This window comes from Clostridium sp. AF34-13, assembly GCF_003477845.1.
GTDB classification, from domain to species: Bacteria; Bacillota; Clostridia; order Lachnospirales; family Lachnospiraceae; genus Butyribacter; species Butyribacter intestini.
Genome location: NZ_QUEB01000019.1, coordinates 42,676 through 51,567 on the forward strand (window position 1 = coordinate 42,676; position 8,892 = coordinate 51,567).

Below are 8,892 nucleotides of genomic sequence, written 5' to 3' on the forward strand. Positions count from 1 at the left end.
AGGTGTTATCAATGCCGATAACAAAATGATAACATTAGCTCGTATAGGCAGGATAATATGGATATATCAAATAATCAAAAGAACGAGAAACATTACAGAGAATAATTCCTAAACAAAAAGCGTTAGTCTTTGTAGAGTTTGAATAACGGACAGAAATGCCGAAAGCCTGTATTCATGCGGGTTTCCGGCATTTGTTTTATCAAATGGCTCTAGTTTGGCTCTATTTGTGGGGAGAGTAATTGATGCAAATGTAATTATTCAGAAGAATGAAAAGGAAAAAATGATATGAAGAAATGCAAACTTCTTTTATTTGATTTAGACGGAACTTTATTACAGAGTGACAAAACAATATCAACCAGAACATTATCAGCTCTAAAAAAATGCAGGGGAAATGATATATTGATAGGTGTTTCCACCTCCAGAAGTGAGCAAAACTCTTTGGTATTTTTAAATGAATTGATGCCCGATATTTTAATATCGAGTGGAGGTGCATTAGTAAAATACAAAACAGAATATATTTATAGGGCAGAATTTTCCGAAGAAGAAACGAATGTGATGATTGACATGGCAAGAAATATTTGTGGAAATGATTGCGAAATTACGATAGACACAATAGATGCACATTATTGGAATTATAAAATAGATCCTAAGAAGTTAGATAAGAGTTGGGGAGATAGTATTTATACAGATTTTTCAGATTTTAACGAATGTTCATTAAAAATGTGTGTTGAGATATTTAATCAAGATAAGGCAGATAAGCTGGCTCGAAGTCTCTCTGATTGTGATTGTATTCGTTTCTCTGATGGATTTTGGTACAAGTTTACAAAAAAGAATGTGACGAAAGAAAACGCAATTATGAAGATTACGGAAGTATGTGGATTTAGTACAGATTCAATTATTGCATTTGGAGATGATTATGCAGATATCGGAATGCTTGAATTATGTGGAACAGGTGTTGCAATGGGGAATGCGATTGATGAGGTAAAAGAGAGAGCGGATATTGTAATTGGTTCAAATGATGAAGAGGGAATTGCGGATTTTATTGAGAATGAAATATTATAGATATGTACATGGAGAGGAAATATGGTGGAAGTAAGATTTTATGATACAGTTAATGACGAACTATTGAAATTTGCAGTAATTATTTCACAGAGTAACGGCAAGTGGGTATTTTGCAAGCATAAAGAAAGAGATACATATGAAGTGCCGGGAGGGCATAGAGAAACTGGAGAGGATATTTTGGAAACTGCTAAGAGAGAACTTCAGGAAGAAACAGGTGCCATACAGTTTGATATTAAGCCAATATGCGTTTATTCCGTCAAGGGTAAGAATAGTGTAAATGAGACCGGTGAGGAAACATTTGGATTATTATGTTTTGCGGAAATAACGGAATTTTCAGGCCAGCTGGAAAGTGAGATAGAGAAGGTTGAGCTTATGGATGAGTTGCCCCAAAACTGGACGTATCCGTTGATTCAGCCTAAATTGATTGAAAAGTATCTGCAGATAGAAAGGCAGTCTTACAGTCGGATACAGCTGGTAGCGAAACAGACTATAGAATACATTAAAAAAATTATCAAGCCGGGAATGAATTTACTTGAGATCCGAAAGTTTTGTGAGGAAAAACTGTTAGAGTTGGGTGCAGATTCGTTCTGGTATTGGGATGTTGGTGCATTTGTATTTGCAGGAGATGAAACAACTGTTTCTGTATCTGGTAAGTAGTATGTAACTTCGAATAGAGTTATAGGAAACAACGATATAATAACCATTGATTTAAGTCCGCAGATGGGGAATATCTGGGGAGATTATGCGAGAACTATTATTGTGGGAAATGGTAAGGTTGTAGAGGATATAGGGCTGATTGAAAATCCGGAATGGAAAAGCGGTCTGCAGATGGAAGAAAAATTACATATAGAATTATTGCGTTTTGCCACGAAGGAAACAACCTTTGAGGAATTGTACTATCATATGAATAGGTACATCGTAGAAAATGGATTTGTGAATCTTGATTTTATGGGCAATCTGGGGCATTCCATTGTAAAAACCAAAGGTGATAGAGTTTACATTGAAAAAGGTAATATGACCAAACTTGCTGATGTAAAATATTTTACATTTGAACCGCACATAGCATTTCCAGATTCAAAGTATGGACATAAGAAAGAGAATATTTATTACTTTGACGAAAACGGGTTGATGGAACTTTAAGATATAGATTGGATGAAAAAATGATTAGAGAGGATGCTATAGAAAAGGATATTAAAAATGGTTATGTAAGTGTACTAAAAATAGATGGAACAATCGTAGCAACAGGTTGTTTTGTGGATGATCACATTACAAGAGTTTATGTCCTTCCGGAACACCAGAAAAAGGGATATGGCACTTTTATTATGAAAAATATTGAAGAACAGATTGGCGAAAAATTTGATAAGACATATCTGGATGCGTCACTTCCGGTGGCAGCCCTTTATGAAAAGCTCGGATTTGTGACTGTAATGCATGAGCGTTATCCTGTAGAAAATGGAGTAATACTTGCGTATGAGGTTATGGAAAAGGAACTTCATAAAATCTCGACAGATATAAATTATGATGGAAGAAAATTTATTCCCAAAATGAATTCTGAAAACGGTGAGGTTGGTGAACAGACCAACTTTACATATCATCAGAATGGAAATCTATTGTGGACTGAATATAGCGGTGGAGATATATTAAAAGGTTCGTTGATTGGATCGGTTTTATGTAATGGGGAACTTGATTTTGTGTATCACCACATGAATCAGAATATGCAAATAAAGACAGGTAAGTGCCATAGTGTGCCAACTGTACAAGAAAACGAGAAAATAGAACTTTCTGAACAATGGCAATGGATAAGTGGAGATTATTCAAAAGGAGAGTCTTTGCTGGTAGAGGTGTAGGATGGTAGAAAGATTTAAATGTAAAAGAGCAACAATGGAAGATATAGATGAATTGGTAAGAACAAGAATAATTGTCCTTCGTGCAGCAAATAAGTTGTCAGATGATGAGGATATGTCTGTTGTTGAGGAAGAATCATATGCCTATTATAGGCGTGCGTTGGAAAGCGGTGAGCATATTGCATATTTGGTGTATGATAACGGAAAGTTTATCGGAGCTGGTGGATTGAGTTTTTATCAGGTTATGCCGACCTACCATAATCCAACAGGTAAAAAGGCTTATATTATGAATATGTATACAGCATCGGAATATCGGAGACAGGGGATTGCATTTCATACATTGGATTTACTGGTAAATGATGCGAGGGAACAGGGCGTGTCGCAGATAGCCTTAGAGGCAACAGATATGGGGCGGCCATTGTATGAAAAATATGGATTTGTAAAAATGGAAGATGAAATGGAGCTGGTATGATGCATAAAGTAACAGACCTGAAGAAAGTGCCTCATCACTTCCTGCCCGTGGAAAAGGAACAAGATTCCCAGAGTACACAGCTCCCGGCAACCTGATTCATCTGACTGCAATGACTCCAGCTAAACCTTCCGAGGATGCCAGACCAACTTACAATGAAGATGATTATGAAAGTGCAGGCTCACCTGTCGCATTAACTTTTGAATATGGATTGGTAAATGATTTCCTTTCGGAATGGTGTGAAATAAAAACGAAATTAAATAACGGAGAGATTTCTCCAAATGAATATTTTGAATGGAAAATTACATGGCCTCAGGCATAAGAAAGGAGATTTAACTATGCTCTACAAAGTACTAAATTTTGAGAAAAAAACGCCTTCAAACATTACTTTTGAACCGATAATATTATCATGTGGTGAATCAATTAACATCTACACTATCGAAACTGTTCATGACTTAACACAATTTATTGGCTATGGCAAGTATATGAATAATTTGGAACACAATGTATTCTTACGTGGACAAACAGACCTTTTCAATGGTTCGCTCACACCTTCCTTATACAGAGGTCGCACACGTTTTGATTCAATCACCGCAAGCTATAACCAAAAGATGAATTTCATTCAAAGAAACATTAAATCTTTTAAACAATATGATCGCAAAATTTTAGAACCTCTACTACAGCATTACGGAATCAAAACATCTCATATTGACGTAGTGGATAATGTTTGGGTTGCCCTATGGTTTGCACTTCACCAAGCTAAATCTGAAGTAATAAATTCTCATGAGTATGTTTATTTTTACAAAACCCCAAATGAGTACTCATATATTCTTCTTGTAGCCACAGACGCAATAACTGTTTCTGAATACAAAGGAGTATACGAAGGCAAAAAGTCGCGTTTAGTTGATTTAAGAAAATCTCTTCCATCATATTTCTTACGACCTCATGCACAACATGCATATATGCTTCGTAAAACCAATACATATCCCATTGATTATAGTGATCTTATAATTGGCATTGCGAAAATACCTTCAAAATTAGGATTTAAATGGCTTGGTACAAATGAATTTCTAACAGTTAGTAGTCTATTCCCTGCAGCCTATTTTGATTCTGGCTACAAAATACTGTTAAAAGAATATCCAGAAGAAAATCCCAGTATCGTTCGTCAATTTGGATCAATCCAAATATTGACTGACTAATCTAATAATTACTGTTTAGTACCAAAATAGTACCACAAGGCAAAAATCAAGCTCGCAAATGCCAATTTTACTAGGCTTTGCGAGCTTTTAAAAATTATTCAAACTCGTCCCGGGGGTTTAGTCATCCCGTAATATTCTTTCGTATTTTGCGGTAAATGTTCTGATTTTTGTTGCATATTCCTGCTGTTACACACTATTTTGCAGATTTTTAGTAGCAAAATAGTAGCAATTTCTGCTACTGGCTATTCGATATGATCTACTTGTTTTACTATTCACGACGAGTTGTATCTGGTCATGAACAGACAACACGCAAAATGATAAATCACACCATTTGATTCAGGATGAATGACTATGAGCAATGTGCATAAAAACCAAACAATCAGTTTTCGCCCATCACCATATGAGCGCAAAGAAATCGAAGCCCGTATCAAAGCAAGCGGACTTCCTAAGAAAATCTTTTATACAAGAAGCTGCTTATACGACCGTATCTGTGTTGTCGGGAAAAAGGAGACGATCCTTCCTTTAGTTGATGAAGTCGAATTACTGTACCAGCGACTTCTTGATCTGGAGCAAAACATCTTCTCTTTCGACAGTCAGGAGATTATACCCAAAGACGTCGCTTTATTTCAAGATGAGATCAACGAATTGCAGGAAGATTTCACAGCTATGCTAAAAGCACTTATTACACTGTTAGATGGCGCAAAATATCTCTGGGAATCCAAAGAAATGTAATGTTCCATCTCCCCTTGCATTTTGGAATTGTGCAGATCGTGCGGATTTTAAAAGTATAATTGAAAAAAGCGATACGATATGTTAGAATTTTATTGGATGCCACCATAACGGTAGGCGGTTGGCCCTCTCCGGAGGGACTGTGACCCTCCGATTACATAGAAACCCATTTGGGAATCTGACGAAAGGAGGGCTGAGCCAATGAGTATTATTGATTTTATCGCAGTGGTAAGCTTTGGATTAGGATATTCCCTTGGTAAGGATACTGATAAGACACAGAAATAGCCGCCCCGGTCTGGTAAACTGAGCGGCTATTTTCACTTATAATTTACTGGGCCAACCGTCTATCGGTGGCATCTTTTCTACTAATAATATAACACGATTGTTTCATGATTTCAAGAAAAACCTTTTCCTTTCCCCTTATCTCCATTATTAAAATATGCAATTATCCAGTTTCTTATACCTTCGCCGGATAATTATAACCTTCATTCATTGTACTCATCTTTCGTGATCGCACCAATTTCTAACGGGTTCCTTCTCATTACATTTTATAAAATTGTTCTGCTGCCCCACTCAAATCATTTATTTATGCCACTTTTAAGTTATTAAAAAGCCCCCCCCCACAATATTTCTACTATTTCAGATTGCTAGTATTATAAACAATAAAATTCTCTTTTAGCATAAGAACATGCATGATAAAAAGCATTTAAAGATTTCTTAGTTATTCCAGATAAAAAATGCTGATACAGGAATCTTATTGAATGAACTGATTCCAAAGCCAATATTGAAAGTACCAGTAAAAACAGTGTATCTGCGGTAGGTGCAGAAAAAGTTTTAAAATAAATAAAAAAATCCATATAAAATATGGGAAACTATATCTTGTGACTGTGGATAAAGGCATGAAATCAATGTGGAAATGTTGAAATAGAAAAATATTGTAAAAAAATGAGATATTGTAGATGATTACAAAAATTTATTCTTCACTGCTGATAGAGAATGGTATAGGCTTGCTGAAATAAAGAATACATGGTAATATTATAAAGAATAATTCAGTAAAAAATGTTATTCAATACAATTATAAGAACAGTATTTGAACATCAGAAGAGGTAGAAAATGAAATACGAAGATATGAACTTTAAAGTACCTGTAGAGTCAGAATCATATAAAGAAGATAGTGAATTTGTTATTGAACAGATAACACAAATTTTGGATAGGCAGAGACAAAAGGGAGATAATCGAATTGTTATTAACACAAATCTTAGAATGGGATTGCCATTAGAAAATATAAACAAAATTGCAGGCCCAATGATTGAAGCATGGGCGGGGGAAGTATTTGCAGGTATTCGTGATGATATGAATAATCCATTTCAGCTTATAAATGTTGAGGCACAAGAACGTTTAGGAATGGCAGATATCATATTGCAGTTCAAGAAATGTAATAGAGTTATTACTGGAAATGTTGATGTTAAGGCTACAGCAGATGATATTCCTAATAGCGGAAAGGGACCTAATATTACAAGTTTTAGTAGAATTAGAACTGCATATGTAAAAGATCCAGATTTTATGTTTGTAATTCTTTCAATTAAACATAAAGTATATGTTCAAAGAAACGAAAAAACAAAATTAATGGATGGAATCATGGAAATTGTTGATTATAACGCATATGATTTGAAATTTATTAGTGATGCAGATATTAACTATAATCCAGCATTAGGAACTGGACAAATACAGATAAAAGATATCCATTATATTACATATCAATACAGAACAACATGGGAAATGTGTCAATTGTTGGATAGTAAATATTTACATAGTTCAAAAAGAACTATAGAAGATTTTTATAATGAGGCAAAGAAAAATAAATGGATAAAAGAATAGAAGCAATCTGTGGAGATGCCATTGCAGAACTCCAGAAAATGGAAAATGAGTCTGTAAATCTTATAGTAACAGATCCTCCGTATAATTTAAATAAAGATTATGGAACTAGCCAGGATAAACTAAAGTTTGAAGATTATCTTGAGTTTAGTCGCCTTTGGCTAAAAGAGGCGAAGAGGGTTTTAAAGCCTGATGGTACAATATATATATTCATGGGAATGAAATATATTTCTTATATATATATTATCTTGGAACAAGAATTGGGCATGACATTTAATAGCTGGATTACATGGTATTATACACAAGGAATTGGTAAAACAAAGGGGTTTAGTCCGAGACATGATGATATTTTAATGTTTACAAAAAATGCAAAAAAGTTTGTATTTGATTTAGATGCAATACGAGTTCCGCAAAAATATTATCGATCGGTAAATAATATGCGAGGTGCGAATCCTGGAAATGTTTGGGAATTTTCTCATATGCATTATTGTAACAAAAATCGAAAAAAACATCCTACACAGAAGCCAGAAGGATTGTATGAACGAATGATATTGGCTTCAAGTAAAGAAAATGATGTAGTTGTGGATCCTTTTGTCGGTTCAGGGACATGTTTAAGAGTATGTCAGCAGACGAATCGTAGGGGTGTTGGCATAGATATAAATCCAGAATATATAGAGATGACGGAAGAACGCCTACTTGAAGAGTTTAAAGGATTTGATAGTATTGATGAGAAAATGAAAAGATGTCCAAATGATTTAAATGATGCAAATGTTAGAATAGAGTATATTGAAAATCATATACAATTGTTTTTGAAAAATCATCCGGATGCTATTACTGAGTTTTTAGAGGAAGTAAAGCAAAAATATTTAACAAAAATGATTGAAACTGGTCAAATATGGATTTTTGATCAATATGGTGTAGCTATATAATAGTAAAGTTGCGAAAGGAGGCAATTAAATGATTAGAATACTAAATTTACTTGTATTAATTCTAAATACTTTTGTATTAATAGCAGGACAATTTCCAAATGATGTTACAGATACACAAGAATACAGAAATCTTGTGTATATACTTATTATTGCACTTATCTTATTGATTCTAACTGATATTTTTCAGGGTATTTCTGAATTCATACTCTCATTTACACGCTATGAAGAAAACAAAACCTTGATTTCTTCTGCAGTAGGTATTTTTCTAGCCCTTATTACTTCATATATTCTATTCAATCTGCCAATGATACAGACCATATTGAATGCAATAAAATAATTCCATATATGAATTTCATAAAAAAATCAGTTTAATGAATGGAATAAATAGGATGCGTAGACAAGATTTTCTAAACAATTTTTGGGGATACTACTTAATGCTTGAGAAAAAATTAATGACTACATTTAATTATGTAGAGTTATCTACTTCAAATTTTTCTACATTTTCAAATGAATATGCCTTATTAATACAAAGTATTGGTGCAGAATTAGACTCTTTCTTTAAGCTATACTGCTCATTTGATTTCAATGAAAGAAAAAACATTTCTCACTATGCTAATGTAATATTAGATAATGAACCTGATATTGTTAATATTGAGCTTAATATCTTATCAAAACAGCTTTCAATTAAGCCATTTGAATCATGGTCGCTGAATCATCGTAAGCGCAAAAAACTCAGGCGTACATTATAAAATAACTTAGCATAAATATTATTTTACTCTTTATGC

The 8,892-nt window shown here is 34.0% G+C and carries 11 protein-coding genes and 1 pseudogene; all 12 read left to right on the forward strand.

Annotated elements, in window-relative coordinates; all coding sequences use genetic code 11:
• Positions 1-285: 285 nt before the first annotated feature.
• On the forward strand, positions 286-1,062 hold the full coding sequence (locus DWZ63_RS14050; protein ID WP_007882255.1) for a Cof-type HAD-IIB family hydrolase: 777 nt from the start codon (positions 286-288) through the stop codon (positions 1,060-1,062).
• A gap of 21 nt (positions 1,063-1,083) precedes the next feature.
• The gene (locus DWZ63_RS16240) at positions 1,084-1,719 is read left to right on the forward strand and encodes an NUDIX domain-containing protein (RefSeq protein ID WP_312032747.1); all 636 of its coding nucleotides are present in this window, start codon (positions 1,084-1,086) and stop codon (positions 1,717-1,719) included.
• A 12-nt stretch (positions 1,720-1,731) separates the two neighbouring features.
• Positions 1,732-2,202: pseudogene (locus DWZ63_RS14060) on the forward strand (M24 family metallopeptidase); the annotation flags it as partial.
• Positions 2,203-2,222: 20 nt separating this feature from the next.
• A complete protein-coding gene (locus DWZ63_RS14065) occupies positions 2,223-2,909 on the forward strand; it encodes a GNAT family N-acetyltransferase (protein ID WP_118500214.1) in 687 nt (228 codons plus the stop codon).
• A gap of 1 nt (position 2,910) precedes the next feature.
• The gene (locus tag DWZ63_RS14070) at positions 2,911-3,378 is read left to right on the forward strand and encodes a GNAT family N-acetyltransferase (RefSeq protein ID WP_118500215.1); all 468 of its coding nucleotides are present in this window, start codon (positions 2,911-2,913) and stop codon (positions 3,376-3,378) included.
• Positions 3,379-3,487: 109 nt separating this feature from the next.
• Positions 3,488-3,697: a hypothetical protein gene (locus DWZ63_RS14075; protein WP_055940439.1), complete on the forward strand. Its 210-nt coding sequence runs from the start codon at positions 3,488-3,490 to the stop codon at positions 3,695-3,697.
• 16 nt (positions 3,698-3,713) lie between these two features.
• Complete coding sequence (locus tag DWZ63_RS14080; protein ID WP_055940441.1) at positions 3,714-4,574, forward strand: FRG domain-containing protein; 861 nt, start codon at positions 3,714-3,716, stop codon at positions 4,572-4,574.
• A 351-nt stretch (positions 4,575-4,925) separates the two neighbouring features.
• Complete coding sequence (locus DWZ63_RS14085; RefSeq protein WP_055940444.1) at positions 4,926-5,306, forward strand: hypothetical protein; 381 nt, start codon at positions 4,926-4,928, stop codon at positions 5,304-5,306.
• Between the two features lie 1,110 nt (positions 5,307-6,416).
• Positions 6,417-7,181, forward strand: a complete 765-nt coding sequence (locus DWZ63_RS14095; RefSeq protein ID WP_055940447.1) for a hypothetical protein — start codon at positions 6,417-6,419, stop codon at positions 7,179-7,181.
• Positions 7,166-8,107 (forward strand): site-specific DNA-methyltransferase, encoded by a 942-nt coding sequence (locus DWZ63_RS14100; protein WP_055940450.1) that lies wholly within the window; start codon positions 7,166-7,168, stop codon positions 8,105-8,107. The genes DWZ63_RS14095 and DWZ63_RS14100 overlap by 16 nt, the downstream gene beginning before the upstream one ends.
• A 28-nt stretch (positions 8,108-8,135) precedes the next feature.
• Positions 8,136-8,444 carry a hypothetical protein gene (locus tag DWZ63_RS14105; protein WP_055940454.1) on the forward strand — a complete coding sequence of 103 codons (309 nt, stop codon included), beginning with the start codon at positions 8,136-8,138 and terminating at the stop codon, positions 8,442-8,444.
• A gap of 97 nt (positions 8,445-8,541) precedes the next feature.
• Positions 8,542-8,856: a hypothetical protein gene (locus DWZ63_RS14110; RefSeq protein ID WP_055940457.1), complete on the forward strand. Its 315-nt coding sequence runs from the start codon at positions 8,542-8,544 to the stop codon at positions 8,854-8,856.
• The last annotated feature ends 36 nt before the right edge of the window (positions 8,857-8,892 follow it).

Coding starts and splice junctions, on each gene's coding strand:
- DWZ63_RS14050 (WP_007882255.1), top strand. CDS start 286: ATGAAGAAATGCAAACTTCTTTTATTTGATTTAGACGGAACTTTATTA.
- DWZ63_RS16240 (WP_312032747.1), top strand. CDS start 1,084: ATGGTGGAAGTAAGATTTTATGATACAGTTAATGACGAACTATTGAAA.
- DWZ63_RS14065 (WP_118500214.1), top strand. CDS start 2,223: ATGATTAGAGAGGATGCTATAGAAAAGGATATTAAAAATGGTTATGTA.
- DWZ63_RS14070 (WP_118500215.1), top strand. CDS start 2,911: ATGGTAGAAAGATTTAAATGTAAAAGAGCAACAATGGAAGATATAGAT.
- DWZ63_RS14075 (WP_055940439.1), top strand. CDS start 3,488: ATGACTCCAGCTAAACCTTCCGAGGATGCCAGACCAACTTACAATGAA.
- DWZ63_RS14080 (WP_055940441.1), top strand. CDS start 3,714: ATGCTCTACAAAGTACTAAATTTTGAGAAAAAAACGCCTTCAAACATT.
- DWZ63_RS14085 (WP_055940444.1), top strand. CDS start 4,926: ATGAGCAATGTGCATAAAAACCAAACAATCAGTTTTCGCCCATCACCA.
- DWZ63_RS14095 (WP_055940447.1), top strand. CDS start 6,417: ATGAAATACGAAGATATGAACTTTAAAGTACCTGTAGAGTCAGAATCA.
- DWZ63_RS14100 (WP_055940450.1), top strand. CDS start 7,166: ATGGATAAAAGAATAGAAGCAATCTGTGGAGATGCCATTGCAGAACTC.
- DWZ63_RS14105 (WP_055940454.1), top strand. CDS start 8,136: ATGATTAGAATACTAAATTTACTTGTATTAATTCTAAATACTTTTGTA.
- DWZ63_RS14110 (WP_055940457.1), top strand. CDS start 8,542: ATGCTTGAGAAAAAATTAATGACTACATTTAATTATGTAGAGTTATCT.